At 59.4% G+C, this 20,788-nt stretch carries 14 protein-coding genes and 2 pseudogenes; 3 read left to right on the forward strand and 13 right to left on the reverse strand.

All coding sequences use genetic code 11. The annotated features are described in order from the left end of the window. Positions 1 to 651: 651 nt before the first annotated feature. From XH96_RS32285 to XH96_RS32305, 5 genes are all read right to left on the reverse strand, one after another. Positions 652 to 951 (reverse strand): hypothetical protein, encoded by a 300-nt coding sequence (locus XH96_RS32285; RefSeq protein WP_194389526.1) that lies wholly within the window; start codon positions 949 to 951, stop codon positions 652 to 654. A 743-nt stretch (positions 952 to 1,694) separates the two neighbouring features. Beyond that, entirely contained in the window at positions 1,695 to 2,864 is a 1,170-nt protein-coding gene (locus tag XH96_RS32290) for a Wadjet anti-phage system protein JetD domain-containing protein (RefSeq protein ID WP_092217742.1), read from the reverse strand. A 2-nt stretch (positions 2,865 to 2,866) separates the two neighbouring features. Further along, on the reverse strand, positions 2,867 to 6,301 hold the full coding sequence (locus XH96_RS32295; RefSeq protein ID WP_194389527.1) for an SbcC/MukB-like Walker B domain-containing protein: 3,435 nt from the start codon (positions 6,299 to 6,301) through the stop codon (positions 2,867 to 2,869). Then, positions 6,298 to 6,936 (reverse strand): DUF4194 domain-containing protein, encoded by a 639-nt coding sequence (locus tag XH96_RS32300; protein WP_194389528.1) that lies wholly within the window; start codon positions 6,934 to 6,936, stop codon positions 6,298 to 6,300. Before XH96_RS32300 ends, XH96_RS32295 begins: the two co-directional genes overlap by 4 nt. Beyond that, a complete protein-coding gene (locus XH96_RS32305; RefSeq protein WP_194389529.1) occupies positions 6,926 to 8,455 on the reverse strand; it encodes a Wadjet anti-phage system protein JetA family protein in 1,530 nt (509 codons plus the stop codon). Before XH96_RS32305 ends, XH96_RS32300 begins: the two co-directional genes overlap by 11 nt. Positions 8,456 to 9,386: 931 nt before the next feature. Here XH96_RS32305 and XH96_RS32315 point away from each other — a divergent pair. Continuing rightward, positions 9,387 to 9,983: a hypothetical protein gene (locus tag XH96_RS32315; RefSeq protein ID WP_194389531.1), complete on the forward strand. Its 597-nt coding sequence runs from the start codon at positions 9,387 to 9,389 to the stop codon at positions 9,981 to 9,983. On the opposite strand, the gene XH96_RS32320 is transcribed toward XH96_RS32315, so the two are convergent. From XH96_RS32320 to XH96_RS32350, 7 genes and pseudogenes are all read right to left on the reverse strand, one after another. Continuing rightward, entirely contained in the window at positions 9,984 to 10,274 is a 291-nt protein-coding gene (locus tag XH96_RS32320) for a hypothetical protein (RefSeq protein ID WP_194389532.1), read from the reverse strand. Between the two features lie 486 nt (positions 10,275 to 10,760). Further along, positions 10,761 to 11,009, reverse strand: coding sequence for a HipA domain-containing protein (locus XH96_RS32325; RefSeq protein ID WP_194389533.1), 249 nt, complete (start codon positions 11,007 to 11,009; stop codon positions 10,761 to 10,763). Between the two features lie 66 nt (positions 11,010 to 11,075). Next, a complete protein-coding gene (locus XH96_RS32330; protein WP_194389534.1) occupies positions 11,076 to 11,240 on the reverse strand; it encodes a hypothetical protein in 165 nt (54 codons plus the stop codon). Between the two features lie 369 nt (positions 11,241 to 11,609). Continuing rightward, complete coding sequence (locus XH96_RS32335; RefSeq protein ID WP_194389535.1) at positions 11,610 to 11,834, reverse strand: hypothetical protein; 225 nt, start codon at positions 11,832 to 11,834, stop codon at positions 11,610 to 11,612. Next, complete coding sequence (locus XH96_RS32340) at positions 11,827 to 12,033, reverse strand: cold-shock protein (protein ID WP_305853281.1); 207 nt, start codon at positions 12,031 to 12,033, stop codon at positions 11,827 to 11,829. Before XH96_RS32340 ends, XH96_RS32335 begins: the two co-directional genes overlap by 8 nt. Positions 12,034 to 12,804: 771 nt before the next feature. Further along, positions 12,805 to 14,669: pseudogene (locus XH96_RS32345) on the reverse strand (trehalose-6-phosphate synthase). 1,556 nt (positions 14,670 to 16,225) lie between these two features. Further along, positions 16,226 to 16,438 (reverse strand): response regulator transcription factor, encoded by a 213-nt coding sequence (locus tag XH96_RS32350; RefSeq protein ID WP_027562785.1) that lies wholly within the window; start codon positions 16,436 to 16,438, stop codon positions 16,226 to 16,228. 594 nt (positions 16,439 to 17,032) lie between these two features. On the opposite strand from XH96_RS32350, the gene aepX reads away from it, so the two are divergent. Beyond that, a complete protein-coding gene (gene aepX, locus XH96_RS32355; protein WP_194394347.1) occupies positions 17,033 to 17,890 on the forward strand; it encodes a phosphoenolpyruvate mutase in 858 nt (285 codons plus the stop codon). 1,246 nt (positions 17,891 to 19,136) lie between these two features. Here the strand turns inward: aepX and XH96_RS32360 are convergent. After that, positions 19,137 to 19,589, reverse strand: coding sequence for a DNA -binding domain-containing protein (locus XH96_RS32360; RefSeq protein ID WP_246790207.1), 453 nt, complete (start codon positions 19,587 to 19,589; stop codon positions 19,137 to 19,139). A 273-nt stretch (positions 19,590 to 19,862) separates the two neighbouring features. Between XH96_RS32360 and XH96_RS32365 the strand changes: the two are divergent. Then, positions 19,863 to 20,750 (forward strand): annotated as a pseudogene (locus tag XH96_RS32365) (isocitrate lyase/phosphoenolpyruvate mutase family protein). Positions 20,751 to 20,788 lie beyond the last annotated feature (38 nt).

Genomic DNA, 20,788 nt, shown 5'->3' on the forward strand with positions numbered 1-20,788 from the left:
CCAGCCTCCCCGTCAAGGATCACTGGGTTAGTCCCTATACGGAGAAGCTTTCGAGAAGCTGACGAGGCTGCGGCCCGCCTCAGATCGCATTCTCACCGAGAACCCTGTTCCTGGCGTCTCACGAATTTAGGTGACCGCCGTTACCTGCCGTCTTTCGGTGAATTGTGATCGTATGCGGACATAGTCAGCCGGTTCTCATCATCCTCCATGCGATGGCCGTGAGGCATGGTCGGCTTCCGCGGTCAGCACCGTCCGTCACTCGCATGCCTTGCCCCACGGTGATAGCCGACCATCGCGTCATTGAACGCGCCCCTCGCGCCCCGTCCAGAGACGTCTACCGGTAATTTGAACACCTTAAGACGGACAAAACGACCGTATTGGCCGGCTCAAGCTGGAGAGCTTTGATATTCGATTTAGAACATCTGCTGAACAGCCCCGAAGCAGGAGGCTCTAGCCAAAGACGCGGCGATACGTCCCGTGTGTGGTGCTACTCTGCGCACATTCCCTTGCCAACACACCGCGGTCAACCAAACGCGCCTATCGACAGGGCCCTGTCCAATTCGCCCGCCGGGCGCGCAACCCCATCGCGTCACAAGATCTTCACCAATTCCGCGACAAAACCGTTCGCTGCCAACGTGCGCAGCAGCACTTTCAGCGGTCCCATGTTCGACTCGAAAACGTCAAATCAGCATTCTGATCAACAGGATCATCGAAGCTTCGGGATTTGCGCGGTCGCGCGTTACGTATTGAATTGTTCGCCGCAGGGTTGCGCTGGCGTTTATCGATCGATGATGAAACCGCTCGACGCTCAAGTCTCCTCTCGAGATCCGCCAATCCTTCCTTACATTCCTCGACAACCGAGTGGGCTCGAAGCAGCTTGACCTTGAGCTCGTCCTGTTGCCTGACTATTTTCTCGAGATCCCAATCGTCCTGCATCAGCTTATTGACCATCTGCAAAGCGCCGATTGAACGCCGCCGCTTAGCTTTACAAACCCAGACTCGGCATCTCGCAGATGCCCGCGCTTGAGCCCCAGCGAAAAGTGACGCAACCAATGGTCCTTGAGGTATAATGCTTTTACGTTGGCCTGCACCATCTTGTTGAGGACCGCCATTCCCCGCGAGCCCTTTACAAGACAATCGGATTCTGCCCGGCAAACTGGAGCGCGATCCGAAGATGTCAGAGTTCGCGGCGCAGCCGCATGGTTTGGAAAGCGCATCAGGAGACCTCTGCCACCAACCAACCGTGCAAGTTTCATCTGAATACCTCGACCGAATGCTGAACGAGCATCATAGTCAGAAGTGGTTGGTCACATGTTCAAGCAACCGGCATGCCAATGCCGGTTGAGCGTTTTATGAAGAACCGATGTCGGTTTTCCCGTAGCACGTAGTTGCAGGCGGTGCTGTTGTCGCGTTTGAACAAACCACGTCTTGAACGAGACATCCGAAGCCGCAACCACGACGTCCACAGCAGCGCTCACCATGGCGGCGCTCAATAGAAAAGATTTTGCGTGCGGCGGCCAGAATGCTCCCACCATTTTTGATTGGTGCGTTGTGTCGAAGCACGGCAAGGAGCCGCCCCGCCCTACTCATGGCGTTCGCGCTGCGGAACGCAGGTGTTGTTCACAAAGGCCGACGGAGGTCGTCGGCCGAGCAAGCTCATCGGGATCGGCACCGCGTTGATCCGCGCGCATTTTCTAATGAAGCTCCGGCAGGACTGGATCGAGTTCTTCCTGCTCGAGCGTCTTGGCTCCATCTTCCGCCAGATACGCTGCCAGAGCCGCGATCCCGGAGTTCGGTGGACATCGAGCGGGTGCCGATTTTTTGAAGGGCACTTGTCCCAAGCGCTCGGCGACTTCGACGCTCATGAGGTGGGGACGGATCGGTCGATCGACGGCGCGCTCGATGGTGTGGAAGATCCAGGTGCCGTCCGGATCGATGTCCGACCAATGAAAGATCGGCGTCTGTTCGAATACCAATCCTGCGATGGTCCGCAGCGCCTGCTGGGTGGCAAGCGAGGGGTACCCGCCGACATACATGGTCGTACCTAATCGGCCGGGGTCCGCTTCGGCGATGTGCCGGTTGAAGCTTGCGAAATTTTCGATCGTCAGAACGTAGGCCGGCGGCTCCCGGAAGCGGACGCGATCTGCTTCCTTGGGACTGATCCCGAGATAATGCGGAGAGATACCGGACAGGTCGGCTCCATCAAGGTCGATCTTGCCTGCGATCAGAAGCGGCGGGGCAAAACGCTCCAGTCCGATCGCTCGCAGTGCCTCGCGGGGGCGGGCACCAGGCGGAAAGTCCATTACGCCGCTCAAAAGCCGGACCACGGCACCCTCGATGCGCTCGAGTATCTTGCTGTGCCCCACCGTACGTCGCGAGAAAGTTTTGTAGTCGACGTCCAGATGCTTGTTATCGAGGATCGCCTGGGCGAGAACGAATGCATGGCGCAGCGTGTCGACCTCGGACGAACCGAATCCGTGCCACGTCTTACCCCGCGCCCACACCTCCGCGATTTGAGAGCCGCTGTTCTTCAGGGACTCGTTCAGCGCCACTCCGGCTACAAGCCGCGCGGCGGCGTCCTCCGCGATGCGTGACGCCGGCGTGCGGTCGAGATATCGGTATGAGATCTCCGCTGAGGCCAACCGCACGTGCGCCACTTGGTCCCGCTTCGCGCCGCGCCCCCAGCCGATGGACACCGCGCCGGCACTTTCGGCTTTCCTGATCTGGTTCAGAAACGCGTCCGCCGCGACTACTGACGAGAAAGCGGCATAGTCGGGGTGGGCGATTGGACTTGCGGCCCCGGCCTCGAAGCGATCGAGCAGGTCGTTCAGCAGGCCGATCGCGTCCGTGAAACGTCGCGCCATGACTACTCGGCGGCCAGACGGGTGCCGAGCTCATCTTCGGACATCAGGTCCGGATCGATGGCCATTAGTTCGCGCTTGGCCTTCTCTTTCAGTTCCACCACAGTGGCCCTGGACTGTTCGCCGATGCGGTCCACCTCCACGATGGTGTCCATGTGCTCGAGCACGGCGACCCGCTTCTCGAACGGCGCCGCGATCACGAACTGGAGCCCCAGGTTCTTGTAGAAGCTCATCATCTGCCGCTGGTTCTTGCCGTCCATCTTGGAGAAGGCCTCGTCGAACATGGCGAGGGCGAAGCCGGAGGGCTTGCCCGTGCGACGCTCGGCGCTGCCGTAGACGGCGGCTAGCGAAGCGCCGATGGCGACGTAGATGGGCACCTGCTGTTCGGCGCCGGATCCGGTGCCGCGCCGCTGCTCCCAGCGGGTTGAACGGCCCGTAGCGACATCCTCCATGTGAATCTCGAAGGTGTAGAAGTTGCGGTAGTCCTCGAACTGGGTGAAGTCCTTATCTGGATCCTCGAGCAATGCCTCGAGCGCACGGATCGTATCTTTGTGCGGGAAGTCATCGGGCACGTCGCCCCGGAACAGCATATCCAGCGCCTCTGGAGAGGTTTTGGCAATTTCGATGATCTTCAGGATGGGCTGGAATTCCACGACCTGGGTGCGGTGGAATGAATAGCGCTCGTTGTGGAAGGGATGTGCGTAGAGACTGCGGTTCAACGACTGCAGCTCCCGCTCCATCTTGCCGATCCGGGCCGTGAGTGCGTTGATGAACTCGCCGCGCAGCAGGGTGGAGGCCTTTTCCGCCGCTTCCCGCGCCTGCCGTTCGTACTGGCGCAGCTCGTTGGATTCGATATCCGCGATGAGCTGGTCCATCCAGGGCTTCACCTCCCGCAGCGGCTCGCTCTCCGCGCCGACTTGCGAGCTCATTCCGAACTGGTCGAAATAATCGTAGAGGAGCTCGCGGACCCGCCGCTCGATGCGGGCGCGCTCTGCGTCCGAGGCGTCCGCATCCTTCAGCGCCCTGTCAGCGATGGCGCGGTGCTTCTCCGCGAACCCTTTCTGGGCCGCGGCATTGAGGCGCTCGCGGTACACGATCCTGCCCTTCGAGGCGGAGTAGAGCGGGAAGGTCTTGCGATAGATCGACCGAGCCACCCGCAGGTTAAGCTCGGAGCCGGGCACGTTTTCGCCTTCTCCGAGTCTCCTCTCTGCCGATCTGACCTCACCGTCATGCTCGCCGAACGCCTTCTGCTGGATCTTTCGTTCGTCGAGCCTCTTCTCCTTCAGCTTCTGCTGCGCTCGTTTCTTGTCGCGAAGTCCGCCGTCGCCCGCCCCGTCCAGCGCTTCGAGCCTCGCCTGGGCTTCGGCGATCTCGGTCTGCGCGGCTGCTAAGGCTGCCGCGCAAGCCTTCAGATCGTCACGTGCCTCGCAGATGTTCTTCAGAGCGGCAAAGGCCTGCTCTGCCGCCTGGGCCTCCTTGCTCTTTTCCGTTTGGAGCCGATCCAGTTCCTCGGCCTGATCCTGCAGCGAGCGCAGGGCGTTCGCCTGGGCCGCCTTTCCAATCTTATGCTGCGAGGCTTCGATCCAGCGATGGGTCCTTACGAGTCCGTCGTCGTATAAGCCGTCCTTCATGATAGCCCGACCGGGCCTGTTGAACTGGTCGAGCGTGTCCGCGAGGCGGACCGTGCCGTAGCGGCGCATGATGAAGGCCATCGCGTCCGGATCCTGGCTCCGGAAGATCGAGGGGAAAGTACCGCGCTCCGGCTTGGCCCTGAACTGCTCGAGTTTGTTTAGGCTCACGAGCGATGCATGGCGAAACTCGCGGCGACCTTCCTTGAAGATTGACGTGGCGGCGCTGATATCCGTTCTGTCGACGAACACGGCTTCCCGGTCGCGGCCGAGGAGCGCCTCGGCGGCTCCTACCCACTCGGGTTCGGCGACTTCGATGATGTCGCAGAGCACGCGCGGGACCATTCCGCTCTGCCGCAGCCTGCGGCAGAGGAGTTCAGTGTCGTCGCCGAGATAGGCCCGCGCCCCTCCGGCGGCGTGCTGTCGGATCCGTTCGAGCACCTCGTCGCGCCGGCCTCGGAGCCCGGAAAGCTCCGCGATGATCGTTTGACGCGCTTCGTCGATCTTCGGCAGCCATTTCGTGCCGCTTGCGGCGAAGGACTTCTCGGCCGCGGAGAGTTCGTCGGAGACGTGCCCGATGTCGGCCCCGGCGGTGGCAGTCAGAAGACGCTCAAGCGCAGGAACGAAGTCCTCGAAACCGTCCGCGCACATCGCGCGGAGCGGCTCCAGGCGACGGATGTTCTCCATACGAGCCTTGAAGTCCGCCGAGGCGCGGTGCGCCGCCTGCCCGGCCACATCGGCGGTCTGCTGCAGGGACTTTCTGCCCGTCTTGGCATCGTGCTCGGCGATTGCGGCCGTGAGGCGTTCGATCTCGTTATCGATGGCCTTGACGTCGTCGTCGATGAATTCGAGTTGTTTTGCTGCGGCGTCCCGGCGCGCCATCTCGGTACGCCGCTTGGTCTTGAAGTCCAGGTTTGTCGCGCGTGCCGCGAGCCAAGTCGCGCGTTTTGCGATCCACTCCTCCCTGAACTTGGTCTCGAGCGCTTCTTCAAGCGTGCCGAGGACGACCCGAAGCGCCCTCAGGGCTTCGAGCCTGAGGCGCATCTTTCTAATGGTTTCGCTGATGTTGCGGTATGTCTGGATCGACTCGCGCAGCTCCTTGATGCCGATCGGACTGTCCTCGAGGATGTAGTTCCGCACGAACTGTGTGGCCGTTTGGTTGTGGTCGAGCGTCATCGCGTTGACGATTGATTTCTGCAGGGCGCTGGCGTTCTGCTCGCCATAGGGCGAATGCGGCAGAAGATGGCGCATGTACTCGCGGACGTAGTCGCTCGCCCGGTCGCGATGATTGACGAAGTTGCCCTCGCCGACCGCCGCGACGATCCGGGCGCGCACGTCCTCCCACGGCGCCGGGAATTGCGACTTTCCTCGCTGCTCGATGAAGTCCTTGGAGCTCAAAACGGTCCCGACGGCGACGAACAGTGCCAGCACGGTCTCCCTGCTGTCGGACTTGCGCGCCTCAAGCGCCATGCCGATCGTGACTGGCGGTCGATCGCCTTCCTTGTCTTCGAACCCTAGCGCCACGTAGGTGCGCGCCTCGTCGCGCCGGCGCTGGTCTTCGCCGAGCGTCCCAAGGCAGTAATCGACGACGCTGCGCTTGGAGCCGCTGCGCGATTTTCCGCTGTCGCCGGCGACCGCGTTCAGGCGCAAGAACCGCCGGCTCCCGCCGGTGAGAACGACCTGTGCCATGTCGAGGATTGTCGATTTGCCGGACCGGTTCTCGCCCAAGACCCCGACGTGTCCTGTCACGTCGATGTCGGCCACGTCGAACAGGTGCCAGTTCACCATCGTCAGGTGGCGTAGCTCCATCATGCCTCGTCTCCTGCCGGCTGCGGAAACCGCGCCTCCTCACTACGGACGTAGCGCTCAAGCCGTTGGAGGGCATCGCCGCCACTGATCAGCTTGACCATCGGGCGGATCCTGATCTCGCAGTCCTGCTGCTCGTCGTCAAAATCACCGATCTCGACCAAACTGCGTTGGGCGGCCTCGCGCAGGATGTCGCGAAAGCGGGCGGCCGAGATCGCGCCGCCGCCGCCGTGTTGCGCCATCTCGCGGTAGCGATCGAACAGGTCGTTCAAAGTGGCCACTACCACGGCCCGGTCCTCGACCGCTCCGACGTTCACCTCCTGCTGCCAGTATGCCGCCAGCACCAGCACAACAATGGTTTCGTCGAGCTTCATTCGAGGCAGCGGCACGTCCTCATCCATGGCGACGATGCCGGCCCATTGCGCCTCCGGATCGCGATGGAGGCGGTATCCGCAACTATCGAAAAAGCCGTCGACCAGGTCGCGGAAGCGGCCATCCATGATCGTGTTGTAGACTGTCCCAGTCCGGGGATCTCCCGCGAACACGAACTGCCGCCGTAGCAGGAAGTGCAGCGCTTTGCGGAGGTCGGCTGCCTTTTCCGTGCCGAAGGAGCGCTCGACGTTTTCGAACTCACTGAGCACGGGCTGCCTCTGCTTTCCGGAAGTGGCCGGCTCGCCTGACCACGAAGTTCGCACACCGAAGCCATTCGCTGTCGTGGGGCGGCGTGTCTTGGCGCGGCTCCAGATCGAACCCCGCCGCGACCTGCGCCGGAACTTCGCCCGTCAACGCATATCGGCGGGCGCAATCGAAGGCGAGAAAGTCGTCCACGGTATCGATTTCCATGAAGCGGGCTTCCCTGGTTGCGAATGGCGGCACCTGGCCCTCGAGGAACCGTCTGACATCTTCGGGGCGGGGCGCGATACGAGCGATGTACTCGAGGCGGAGCTTCTTGCGCAGTTCGTACAGCGGGTCCGATGGCGGCTCGGCGAGCTCCCTTGCTTCGACCGGACGGCGCGGCTGCCTGGCCGGCGCCTGATGGTGCTCCGACCATGAGGACCGCAGCGGCTCGATGCTCCATTCGATAGTGGCCTTGTGGTGTCTGTCGTCCCGCAGTAGGGCATCCAGGCGCCGCACCAGGTCGCCGGCCCGGCCGACGAGTCCCTGCCCGCCCCGCTCCGCGTACTTAATGGTGTTGCGGACCCGGGCTTCGAGTTGCCTGCGGAAGGCCTCGATCCTATCGAACATCTCCCCGATCTGATCGAAGATGCTTTCGATAGCCAGCAGGTCGTCGGCCGCGGCCATTCGACCGTCCTCGATGTCGGCTGCCATGCTGGAAGCTGTGTACTCCTCGGCGAGGACCTGCATGGTTTCTGGGGTGTAGGATATCCTCCGTGCGAGATCGACAATGGCGTCTCGGAAGCGGTACGGATGGTTGACCGTGAGGATGGACTCGAAATCCTTCAGCAGGAGCTGCTCGACGAACTCCTCGAAAAAGGCTTCCAGCCGGGTGGCGATGGTTTTCGACTCCATGACTGTCCGTCGGACGCGCTTCAGGTCGGCGAGAATGGCTCGCAGGCTCCTCGTGAAATGGTCGGCCTGATTGCGCGCCTCGCGGACGGCGAGCGCGGCTTCGCGCTGCTTGCGGTCGGTGATCTCGGGCCTCAGTTTTTCGACGGCCTCCAGGTTGAGGCGTATTTGTACGATCAAGCCGCCGAATGTTTGCGAGAGATCCTTATTGAGGCTCGCGAGCCGCTGGATCACGAGCAGCGGTCCCATAGCCATGTCCACGGTAACGCGAAGCCCGTATTCCTCCTCTTCAAGCCATCCCCAGGCGAGCAGCCGGGCGTACAGTTGTCGGGCAAGACCGAGCGCCTTGTCGCCCTTCTCGGAAGTGAGCGCGACGTCGGCCTTCCGGATCCGGCGGCGTCCCGCGGAGATCATTTCCGGCAGGCTGCCGAAATCATCGCCTTCATTCCAGAGGGCGGGGTTGGCGCGCATGACGTCGTAGATGGCATGGACGACCTGCTGGGGGGTCGGAAACGACGGTGCGCCTGAAAAGAAGCGTTCATGGAGGTCGAGCAGACAGGCCGCGTACAGGTGCTTGTGATCGCGCGAGAAGGCTAAAAACGCGTCGTCATGCAAATGGCGGAACAAGGACAATCGCTATCACTCCCTGAATCGGCATCATCCAAAAAGGGATGCAGCTTGCCGCCCGCACTCAGAATCTGCCTAGGGGATACCTGGGTCGAGGTGTATCGAAAGGCTGCTGCAACTGGAAGGGTGCGTTCACTGTATGTTCGTGTATAGCTTGGCAAAGAGCTGTTGTCGAGCTGTAGCTCTCGCCATCACCAGTGCGAGATGGGGCGTCTTGGTCTCCCTGTTGTTCCTCAAGGGCTCGTCGATCGCGTCCGCAGCGCCTTGACAAGAAGCAAAAGAACGTGCAGGGCCACGACCGAAAGCACCATGGACTTCCTGCGTGACGTCCGCAGCCGCGTCATCGGCCAGGCTGAGATTTCAACGGACGGCTTCCATCCCCTACGGCGGAGCGATCCGCAATGCCTTCGGCCCGGACGCCTCTCATGGCGGGACCGTAAAGACCTACTCGGTAACGCATCTGGTGAAGGAGCGCAGGGCCGCCACTCGCCCGCCGCCGCAGTGGTGGTAAGCCGTGACGTAGTATCTGGCGATCCCGATCAGTACGTTTCGGCCAGCTATGTTGAGCGTCAGAGCCTTTCGCTGCGCATGGCTTCGCGCCGGTTCACCCTCCTCATCAACGGCTTTAGCGAGAAGCTGGACAACCACGTTGCGTGCGGTCGCGCTGTACGTCGCGCACTACAATCTGTGCCGCGTCCATGAGGCCCTGCGCACGACGCCAGCTAAGGCCCTAGGCGTGGCTGACAGGCGTGGAGAGTTACTCAGCTTGTTGACGCCGCACCCTCCGTGGCGCCTGCACTGCCCACTAAGACGCCGCCAGATCGTCGCCGGAAGTTCACGGTAATTCAGCGAGGGAGGCAGGGGTGAGTCACAATGACTCACTAAAAACCCTTGCTGAATCAATGATTCTGATACTCTGCCATCCAAGGAGATTCGGATGGCAGACCCAACTTACAATTTGAACGGCGGCTTTAAGCCGACAATGAAAAGGTTCGCTGATCTCAGCGGGCCTGATTTTTTCCCGACCCCACCGTGGGCAACGTTTGCTCTGATCGACAATGAAAAATTCACCGGCGAGATTTGGGAAAGCGCGTGTGGTGATGGAACGATGTCCCGGGTGCTAGAGCAGACCGGGCAGCCCGTTCGCAGTTCTGATTTATACGATCGCGGCTATGGCGAGATCGGCTTTGACTTTCTTGAGCCGAAATGGTCAGCCGACAACATCGTAACCAATCCGCCTTACAACTGCGCTGAGGGCTTTGTCGCCAGCGGCGTCAAGCATTCGAACCGTAAGTTCGCACTGCTGTTGCGGCTTGCCTTCTTAGAGGGCGCGAACCGCGCAAATACGATCTTCGCAAAGATACCGCCCGCTCGGGTCTGGGTTTTCAGTGAACGTATTACTTTCTATCCTAGCGGCGTGGAGCCCAAGGGCAGCGGAACGACGGCTTATGCATGGTTTGTTTGGGATAAAGAAGCGCCGGGCAGAACCGAACTGAATTGGTTCAAACCCGGCTATAAGGCGAAGTTCTCCTAGCTAGGCTGCAACCTCGCGCCCCGGCAGCGCCAAGCCGCCGGGGATGGCGACAAGCTTGCCCTCGTAGATGGCGTTTCCGGGCGACGCTTTATGCGAGGTGATGTTGCGCACCTGCTGCTCCCATAACGCCTCGCCTGGCCGCGTCGGTGATGGCGCTAGGTCTTCGGCTGAAAGCGTTAGGTAGTTCGAAATTTCTTCAATCAACTCTCTAATGGTCGCACGACCTGTAGCTCGATCGGTAAGAACTTTGATGGCCGCTTCGGCAACTTCAGCTTCCGTAACTCGGGACATATTCCCTAACTCCATTCTGGTGGAGTCCAGAGATAGGTTCGCGCAATGGTAGTTGGAGTCGGTATAACTACGGTAATTTCAGTGGCCTACTTTGAAATCCCGAGTGGCCTATTTCGGCCAGTATCCTAGCCCTGTGCCATGAGCCTTGAGCACGATGTGCAGCCATGTTTCAGGCGGTGAGGCAGGAAGGCTCGGCTTTCGTGCGACTTACGTCTATTGCTAGGGGCGATGGGGCTGCTGCGCCTTCTGGCGCAGGATCCGCTTGCTTCAGGTGCTCTAGCTAGCCGCGAGCGCGCGAAATCACCGCCTCGACCACGGTGTCCAGGACGAGATCGCCGCGGGCAGGCATGCCTTCGACCTCGGCCTTGGCCGACATTGCATGGTGCGTCACGGACCTGAGCAATCTCGGAGACGCGCCGGATCGTCTGCGCTGGAGAGAGCTTGCAGTCGATGGCGAAGCGTTCCTAGTGGTTGCGTCCGAGCTGGTCAGCCTGCTTCTGCCCGCCGATCTTCTGCGTCATGTTGGCGGGCGATCTTCGGATATGGCGCCGCACAGACGACGTCGTGACCTGGCGCCATGGCGGCGCGGCGCGCCGATAGCATCAGCGAGTAATTTTTGGCGTGAGAATCCGTGTTCCAAACCATCGGATTGAAGATCGCAAGATCGACGAAGCGGTCGGTCTGCTGTGCTGACATGTGGCGCTGGGTCACGCCGAGCATGTCCGCCTTGGTCACGTAGGTCGTCCAACCCGACATCACATGCTTGGATAGCCCCCATCCGAGTGCGGGTGCCCATAGACATTACGATATCCGCAGGAAATCACCAGTTGACAGCGGCCGGTATTTGGCTTTGGCGCCGACGGCGCCTGCATTGAAGCGGGCGCCATGATGAGTTGCGACCAGGTGATCTACTTGCTTGGCATTGGCATGGATGAGGTGCGCATAGTCTCTATCTCCGGTCAGCAAGGCCGATCCTCCGCTCGTGAGAGTCGCAAGGAGGTCAATCCGCTGTCGTTGAGATCAGAGAGCCGCGCACCGCCTCTTAACAATTCACCAAAAGCAAAACAGATGCTTGCGTTGGCGGGGCGTACGACCAGATTGCCCTTTTGGAGCAGCATATGTGCTAGACGCGGCACCAGGTCCAGCCGCTGATCCGGGACGATCCAAAGGCAGTCGAGCAGATGCGGGAGCATGAGCGCGCCATGAAGATGGTCCCAATCCCAATGCGAGAGCACTATCGGCGGCTTCTCTGCTCGATCGTCTTGCGTATTTCCAGCCCAGAGCATCGCGAAACACAAAGCCCGCCGAGATCCGGCCCGTGTTCTGCCAACGGCTTCATGCGCTCGAGGCCTGCGCGACGTGCCAGCTGTAACTGTGGCTGCAGCGATTGATCAACAGCTTCAGGCGATCGAGGCTCTCAAGCGGTTTGCGAGACAGGCCCATGCCTTGAAGGGACGGTCGAAAGGCCGAACGCCCGGCGCGCCGTGACAAGGCATCGCCGGACAGGTGCGAGAACACGCTTTCCAGAGAGAAGTTTCCGGAGTGGGTCAGATCAGCCAACCCTCAGATCCTCAGCTGACATCTTTCCCGAACGCCCGGACTTGAGCTGATAACTCACCCGGGCCCCCTCTTCGAGGGTGGTGTAACCGGCCTTTTCCACGGCACTGATATGCACGAAGACATCAGGACTTCCGTCCTCAGGTCTGATGAACCCATAGCCTTTTGCCGAGTTGAACCACTTCACAATACCCATTGCCACGGCGGCATCTCCATAGTGAACCATTGTGATCTAGCGAAGAGTCTCCCGGCCATCAAGACGGTCGGCAAGAGATGCCCAGCGTCGCTGCGCTGGTCACGTGCTCGTTTTTTTATCGCGTGGTCTAGCTGCGGCCGCATCACGCAACGACAAAAATCCTGACGTCGACGACATTTCGCTTCAACGCTTCAGCCCACAGATGACGTTTTGACCTTCTTCACTCGTCGCGCGCACCGGCTTACAGAACAGTTGCGGAGCCTCGACCCGCGCCCTGGGTCTTTGCTAGTGAAGATCAAAAAACGCTGGCGCTGTCTGGCAGGCGGCCTCAGACACTCTTTGATGTTCGCTCGCTTGGCAACCCAATGTCGGTAACCGAACATGGTCGTGCAGCCCCGAATGGCTGACACTTACGACCCTTTAGCCGGCACGCAGCTTGCATTGAACGGCCCGCGACATAGCGCAAGCCGCGCTATGTCATGCGCTTGCGTGCTTGCCGCCGCTTCTGCTTGACGCGCCAGGCCCCGCAAGCCTGGGCGGAGCGATCAACGGGCAGCACCGCGCCGAGTGGCGCCGCCATCACTCATCAGCCTCGGTTAGAGATAGAACATGAGTTGACTGTATCGCCCCATTCTGGTCTTGGCCCACTCGCATGATGTCTTGACTTCGTGCGGGGCCTGCGCCGCCCGCAAGAACCGCGTCAGCGCCAAAGACCTGGACTGCTCCTCTGTCCTGCTACAGAAGCCTGTCATCCGCCGTGCTATGCTTTTCGCCCGGTCAGTGCTCGCGGGCACCGAGCTCTTGTCCGCGATGACCATCGCTGGAAGCTGTCGCCACCGGCAGATCCCACAGTCTGTCCTGTGTATGCTTCAGTGGGGCCGCTAAAGCCTCAAAGGCCGACTTCACGTCTCCATAGGCAGCGTCCTTCAAAGCGGCATCAGCGGAATCGATCTCATCATAGGAGGTCAGCGCCGATGCATAATCTTGATAGAGCGGCATCTCGGCCTCGTTGGTCCAGCCGAGACCGAGATGGTGGAACTGATCAGCCGGAACGGTGATGCTGCCTTTGTCCAGCTCCCGGAGGTAGTCCGCCGACCAGTGGTGGATGGTATAGGATTCAATCTTATCCATCATCGATCGCCAGCGCTTGACACGCTCCTCAAGCGGCATGTTGGCCGCTTTCGAAATAGCGTCTGCAGTCTCTTCGGGATTGTTTGGGTCAATCAGCAGTGCCTCGTCTTCGTTGAAATCTTCAGCCGCCCCCGCAAACTTCGATAGTACAAGATCCCCGGGATTATTCGGGTCTTGGGCCGCGACATATTCTTTCGCCACGAGATTCATGCCATCACGCAGCGGCGTGACAAGACCTACATTTGCGGCGCGGTAAAGACGGGCGAGTGCAGCCTGGCTGAACGAGTCATTCGTGTAGTGGATCGCCTTCCACTCGTCCGTCCCATGCTCAGCATTGACTTGACTGATCGCATTCTCCACGTCCTCCTTGTACTTCTGATATTCGCCGACGTCCGCACGAGAGGACGGCGCGATCTGCAGCAACGACATGCTGCCAGGCTCCGCGGCTAAAAGGTGGTTGAACGCTTCGACCCTCTTATCGATACCCTTTGTGTAGTCGAGCCGGTCTACGCCGACCGCAAACTTGGTGCCTTCGAACTTCTGCAATAATGACGAGAGTTCTTTTTCCTCAGCGGGTGAAAGCTCTGCCGCAAGATACTCTGCAAACTGCTTGGGATCGATGCCGATCGGGAACTTTTGGAGCCGCGTCTGGCCACGCTCCGTTATCACGATGCCATCCTTGCTCTTCAGCCCGAAATATACCTGCAGGCAGGCGAGAAAATTGTTGAGATCTCGGTTTGTCTGAAAGCCGAGCAGATCGTACTCCAGCATCAACTTCATAAGTTCGCGATGGTGGGTACGCGCTCGATCATGTCGGGTGACGGCCATGGCGTGTGCAGAAAAAAGCCGGTCGGCCGGTCGATGCCGAGCCTATGCAGTTCAGCCGCGAGCGGAAGTAAATGATAATCATGGACCCAGAATGCGTCCCGATCCCGTACGTCGAAGGCTGCTCGCGCTATAAACGCGTTCACATTTCGATAGCTCTCATAATCGCCTTCGGAGCCCGACATCCGTTCAAGCAGGGAGTGCAGTGCCGGCCACAGGGTCGAATTCGAAAAACCTCGATAATAGCCGGCATAGTCCGCCTCTAGCAGGTCAAGCCTCGCCACGTCGCCTGCACCGGTCTTCACCAGCGGCAAGGGCTGGTCGGTACCATCTCCTTGGGTGTCCGAGGAACCCACCCAGAGTGCACCGGAATGTTGAACGACCGGTTCGAGGCCTGCCGCAAGCCCGCCGGTCTGGGGCTTGTTAGGGTCGAAGGGGGCAACCCGGTTCGAGATGACAACCAGCTTCATTTCGGGATTCTGGTTGACCGTATCGAAGCCGTCCTCCATGTCGGCCGAAACAACAGCATCGGAAGGACCTGCACCTCCTTGCTCCTGTTCCAACGGCATGTCGTGCAGCTGCAGGTCAAAGGCCGCTTGGCCTAAGGTTTCATCTTGCTGGGTCGCGCCTGATGTGCTGCTGGAAGCCAACGTTGCGGTGTCGATCGCGTCATGGATCCGAGCCATCTCGTAACTCCCTTTGACGATGCTTGCGTTTGATGCAGTCGCAGATCAGCCCCGAGATATCTCCGTTACGCACGATGGCAGGTCCAGCTTTCCGAAAGCTGACCACTCGACAAATGATCGGATTGCTGTATCCAACCGGGACTTCAAGTCGGTGGTGGCAGATGAGGCGTAAAAGCAAGATGACGTTTGGCTTCATTGAGTTGATGAGTGCAAGCAGAGCGTTGTCGTCGTTGCCGGCGACGTGTAATGAGGCTCGATGCGAGGGAGACCCTGGCGCTCTGGCGAGGTCACCGTCCTGATCGGCGCCATTTGAATGGCGCGAGCGCGCATTGAAAGTCTATGGAGTCGTCAATCGTCTGGCTGTCGGAGATCTTTTGCCAACATGGCCCGCGCGCTCCGGCACCCCGACGGTAGACGGGCATCATAGGGCTGCTGGCGCGGTCCCGCGCGGCGCCTCATCGGGCATCCGAACACGAGGTAGACACCTGCAGAGAAGCTTCCTTCAAGCTGCCGCGGCCCAGTACCCTGGCTCTATGAGATTGTGCCCCTACGCGGTGATACGATCCGCTTCCATGACATGGCCCTGTTCGTACCCTGAGGAGGATACCTCCGATGTAGTCGGCTTGATGCTCTGCCGGCGGCACAAACAATGCGGACTCCCCACTATGCGAGAGCAAACGAAATTGCAGCTCGAAGGCTTGACCAGGATGGCAGGAGCGTGCGTCGCGAACGGCCCCGTACTTGTCGTCCCCACCACGCGGAGAATGCTTATGAGCTCAACATTGCGCACCGATTCGTAGTCGCGTTGCACGCCTCGAATCCTCCTCAACGCCGTTCTCGGTACTGCCAAGTTTCCAAATCATGAATGACGCCCTCTAGTCGTGGCCCAACTCAGCAATCGACTTCGGAGGCGCCCGCCTGTCCGGAAAACACCGGGATCGCGCCGTCCGCCGCAAACAACTTCAGCTTATCTCGAATCCGCCACATCATCTGAAGAACGCAACAGTCGCACCGGGTGTCCGCGGAAAGGTCGTTCATCAAGCTAGCTACGCTTCGTGAGGATCGCGCGCACATCGTTGACCGCACAGAGCGCTAGAATATGATGAAACGTCTACCAGCAGCACGTTTTCGGAAATGGGTTCACGGACTATGAATGCCCTCTTCGTGTCCGGCCCAACCGGCTACGCCGCCTTTCCAAACGACCACGACTTCAGTACGTAAGCCGCTACGATCACCTCTCTTCAATTCGCGCCACGCATACGACCGCCGCAGCCGCTGCAGGGGGCCGGACCGATCACATCGTTAACATAGACATCCGACCGGCCGTCGAGCTTACAAGGGGGTCATGAGCCTGTGATCTGACCTCCCCTAATGGTCCACGCAGCCCCGTGACAATCGGCGACAAAATGAAAGCACGTCCCGGTTCATAGTAACAGCGCCTTTATTATGGCTCTACGGCCGCGGCCGCGTCATTCGCTTCGCATTCCGTTGGAGCAAGCCACAGTCGCCCCTTACATTTGGCTAGATCTGTATGAGCGGCAACAGAACCGCGACCGTTACTCAATAAGACGGTAACGTCGCGCCTTGACGACGCACTGAGTCCGGCTGGACGTTTCCAGCTTTCGCATCGCATTCTTGATATGAAAGTTGACGGTGTTCTCGCTCACTTTCAGAATGACGCCGATAGCCCAGGATGACTTCCCTTCCTCGACCCATCGCAAACACTGTCTTTCCCGTTCCGACAGCACAACCTCTTTCTCATCCGCCATGAATTTCTCCTGGACTCGAGAGAACAGGAGAGGCATCAGCAAGTGCCATGCCACTCAGTGGCGGCCAGCAACATGGGCGAGGCAGGACGGATCTTCTGCGATTGCCGCGACATTCGCGGGAAACCGCCATCCCACTACAGCCCTGTCGATGGGATTGCGACATGTGTCGTAAACACGACATCAGCATTACGACAACCGTGGCTGTCGATATAGTGTCCAACTCCATGTAAGGCGGATATCACCCTTTCGCTAAGCACTTGTCCCCGTCATGGAGTGGGAGAGTTCTCCCTGGGGGCTGTAGGACCAGGCTCGCGAACCCAGGTCATCCATTCGTACCAAGGCTCCTCTTTAAGGATCCCAATCAACCCATAGCGAAAAGCTTTGCGTTCGGCGCCATTCCTACGCAATTATGCAAATCTGCGCGTCTCAAAAAACTACCAATGCTGGTCATTGATCGGCATTCCCCCGAAAAGATATGAACGGTGACGTTGGCGCCAATCGAGGATCGGCTGGCAGGATCTAGGCATGCAGAATCATCCACAAGCTGTTCGGGCTACGGCAGGTCGTCAATGCGCACGGCCGTCGCCCGTCGAAATGCTTCGCGGCCAGGTCTGCTCGAATGATGAGCTCTCGTTTCTGATGGAAGCGCATGATGGCCTGTCTGCCACGATCGCCCAGCGCTCAGGATTCAAGGGGCTCTGGGCCTCTGGTTTGTCGATTGCCAGCTCGCTCGGCTACCGCGATGCCAATGAAGCCTCATGGACCCAGCTCGTCCAGAGCGTCGAACGCATCGTGGACTCGACAGAGCTTCCTGTGCTCGTTGACGGGGATGGCGGCTTCGGTAATTTCAACAATGCTCGGCTACTCGCACGCAAACTTCATCAGGCTGGCGCGGCGGGCGTCTCGCTTGAGGACAGCTGTTTCCCGAAGCTGAACTCGCTCATTGGTGAACGGCATCCGCTCGCCGATATCGATGAATTCTCAGGTCGTCTGCGGGCTGTGAAGGATACGGTGGCTGAACACCTTGTTCTCGTGGCCAGGATCGAAGCGCTGATCGCCGGGCGCGGACTGAACGAAGCTATCTTGCGTGCTCACGCTTATGCCGACGCGGGAGCCGATGCAATCTTGATTCACTCGCGAAAGAGCACCGCGGACGAGATACTTTCGTTCGTCACCGAGTGGCGGCACCGGCTCCCTGTCGTGATCGTTCCGACAACGTACTTTCGAGCGCCAGTCTCTGCCTACCGCGATGCGCGCATCTCCACGGTCATCTGGGCCAATCACTCCATGCGAGCTGCCGCAGCTGCAATGCGGCGGGTCTGTGATAGTATCGCAGCTCACGAGAGCGTTGCGAGCATTGAATCTCATATTGCCCCGGTCAGCGAGATCTTCGAGCTTCTGAGGTATGACGAACTTACATTGGCCGAAAAGCGATATCTGCAGCCCCGCTAATCTATGGTGACAGGTTGTCACCTAACGTTGCACTCTCGAAAGCCCGCGCGATGCGAATACCCCTCGCCTCTCGTCAGTATCGATGCTCAGGTGGCAGGGCTGATCGTACCGGCGCGCGATCAAAGCGGGGACGTGCCCTTCTTGAGAACGGACGCTCCAGGAACGACCTAACTCCGGTATTTCGCCGCATTCGAGGAAGAAGTCTCTTTAGTCAATCAATAAAAGACCGGCGAACGCCTAGAGGAGACCGGGACAAAGTGAAGTTTTTCGCAGCGATCGACGTCCTCCGTTGCGACACCGACTTCCTACTGGCCAAAAATAGGCCGTGCGTCGCGTTTGACCGTCAGCGCGCTCTGGCTACGCATTACCGCGGCTCTCCCATTTGCTAGAACTGATAGGAGAAACCGGTTCGCAATTGAAGTACCCTACACCAGCCCTACTTGGCACGACCTAATCGCAATAGCCTATGCGGGCCGCGACGAAGATGATCCTTGATGTCATTCCATCATGCGCAGTATAAGTCGCCTGTTGAGCCCCGTTCGCGTGATTCCGCCCCACGCATTGCTCTCGTTGGCCGAGATCGGGCCGGTAACTGGGCGGCCCGCGAACGACGCGGCGCCTTTGGCGGCTTGTTTATCAGCCGCACCCAAGCTCTGAGATATGCTCTCTTCGAGAACGGCAGCCATCCAGAGAGCATCATCGCGTTAACGCGCGCAAATTGAACTCGATTTTCGGACCGATCCATGAGCACCACAGCCCCGAATAGTAGGAAGCTCCGCTTCGTGATGCGCTCCGCTACGGGCGAACTCGTATAGTATTATCAGAAGAGGTTTCAGGACGCTCCTGATGCTTTGCTCCCGAACCGCTTCCGCACATGAGCACGATGTTGAGCTAAAGCGCAGATCGGCTTCGCCGGCTCAACTCCCGACCCGGAGATGCTCCGCTTTTCTCTTAGTGTCTCCTACCATTTCGGGCAATTGATCGAGATGACAGAGGCACATCATTTGTCGAGCGATGAACGTTGATTTATCGCCGGCGGCAGTCTGCACGGGCGCCTGTCCGGCGTGGTCTCGCGTTGCTGCCTCAGCACGCATCCGCACCGAACGCAAAAAACCCAATCGCCGATCTTTTGGCGATCAACTGCCACGGCCTTTGATCTTCTTCTATAGACTGTAGCCGCCGACGGGAGCAGCTTCACGACATGAGCCTTCATGGTACGGCAGGGCGACAGGGCAACATTGATCACTCAGCTGTCAGTCCATGCTTTACGATCCGACCCACTATTGATGTCGAGAGCTTGCTTCAACTTTGATTCGACTGAATCCATGTGCACGCGTGATGTGGGCGAGCGCTCATGATTTCGCGCGCTTGTCTTTGCTCTTGTAACGGAGCAACTCACGATAGCCGCTCGCATGAGGCGCAGCCACATCTTAACCAGGCGAATGGTCCGGCTGTGCAGATCATGTCGGTCCGGAATACGGGTCTCGCAAAAAAGGCCTTCCGCGATGTTGCGATAGCTGTTGCCTTCCAGCCACCCATCCACTGCACGCAAAGCGAGAATGCGCCGGTGTCTCCTTCCGATTGATCGACTAAGAGGGGACGATCCGGGACGTCTGTTCGAGTGCCAACCAGAAACGATGTGCAGCTTGTAAACGGATGGCGAAGTTGCGGTCGCTCTGAGGGACCTACACTTCCACATTCCCAAAGCGCGCCGAACGTCCGGTAGCGCAGAGGTCCAGAGCGCGCAAACGACACCATTGCGCACACATGCGGCGGCGGAAACATGCACCCTTAGTCTCAGCCCTGCGAATCCAGTCAACTACCAAATCACGTAATTGATTGACATGATAGATGGATGTCATCTTCGCTGCACGAACCTCGGCCGATTAAGCGAGGAATTGGCATGCAAGATCAATCCCAATCTGTTCTCGCCAATCGACCAGATCATTCCGCTAATTCTCCAGCTGCAGAAATGTTGCGGGTCGACGCCTGCTCCAGCAGCCAACTCTCGTTCCTTATGGAAGCACATGACGGGCTCTCCGCCGCGATCGCCGAGCGCGCAGGCTTCAAAGGGGTCTGGGCATCTGGTCTGCCGATCGCGCGCTCGCTCGGTTACCGCGACGCGAACGAAGCGTCTGGGAGCCAACTCCCCGACGTAGTCGAGCGGATCGTGGACTCGACCCGACTACCCGTTCTCGTCGACGGTGATGGCGGTTTTGGTAACTTAAATGGTCGTCTGCTGGCACGCACACTCCATCAACGGGACATAGCCGGTGTCGCGCTGGATGACGACTGCTTTCCCAAGATGAACTCGTTTGTTGGCGATCGACGTCCGCTCGCTGAAGTCAAGGAATTCTCCGGCCCTCTGCGCGCGGAAGGATGCAGCATTGGCCGAAGACGTCGTTCCTGAACCGGATCGAGGCACTGATTGGTGGTAAAGGGATGGACGAGGCAATTATGCGCGCTCACGCTTACGCGGACGCCGGACCCGACGCGATCCTCATCACTCGCGAAGGAGTGCCGCAGAGATCGTTGCGCTTGGACGCGCTTGGCAGAACAAGTTTCCTGTCATGATCGTTCCTGCGAAATATTATCGAACACCAGCCCCTGTGTATCGCAAAGCTTACATCTCCACAGTGATCTGGGCCGATCACTCGATGCGAGCGGCAATAGCGGCAATGCGGCAAGTCTGTCGACGTATTATGACCGAGATAACACTGCGAGCATTGAGCTTAGTATCGCGACGCTTGATGAGGTCTTTGAATTGCTAAGATATGACAAATTGGCGCGAGCGGAAGTTCGATATCTGACTGGTCAGCGATGCGGGGCTTTCATTCAGACGGCGGCATCGATTTTGTAGGGCGGCTGATGTGAAAGGTTCGCCTCGCAGCGCCATTC

Origin of the sequence: Bradyrhizobium sp. CCBAU 51765, from assembly GCF_015291725.1 — a bacterium.
Taxonomy (GTDB): Bacteria; Pseudomonadota; Alphaproteobacteria; order Rhizobiales; family Xanthobacteraceae; genus Bradyrhizobium; species Bradyrhizobium liaoningense.